General features: G+C 33.4%; 1 pseudogene. It reads right to left on the reverse strand.

The features are described from left to right. Positions 1-209: pseudogene (locus tag BWI92_RS27955) on the reverse strand (histidine kinase); the annotation flags it as partial. Positions 210-613: the final 404 nt, after the last annotated feature.

Raw genomic sequence — 613 nt, forward strand, 5'->3', positions numbered from 1 at the left:
CCAATACCTCCTGATTGTTTTTTAGCTTCGGAACACTTTTTATTATAAGTTTTAAATATTAAGTGGTTTTCTTTGACCAAAATTTCTATCAAAAGTGGGTGATCGGGGTTCGACAAATCTCCAAATTTGAAAGCATTTTCTACAAAAGTTAATAGAATCAAAGGCACAATACGGCGATATTCCAAATTGCCCTTGATATTTAATTGCACACACAACCTATTGTCAAAACGTAGTTGATTAAGTTCGACATAGTTTTGTATTTGCGCTACTTCTTTACTCAAATGAACTTCCCTTCCTCATCATCGTCTTATGCATAACGCATAATTTCAGAAAGTAGCATAATGCCACGAGAAAGGTTTTCAGAGTATTGCACAGACTGTGCATAAAAGAAGTTTAGGGTATTGTAAAAAAGTGTGGACTGATTTGTTTTTCAGATTAGTTAACTCTGCTTGTTTGATGGCGTCATTCAAGCGATCATTCTCTTGTTGATTAAATTGTTGTTGTTGTTGTTGAGTAAAAAAAGCTGAGCAAATCGATAAGTAATTGCMMAARACTTAACATTGGTTAACAACTAGTTTATATCTACTTCGTAAGTATCTGTATTTTAGCCCAT

The sequence above is a fragment of the Flectobacillus sp. BAB-3569 genome (genome assembly GCF_002270355.1).
Lineage (GTDB): Bacteria > Bacteroidota > Bacteroidia > Cytophagales > Spirosomataceae > Flectobacillus > Flectobacillus roseus.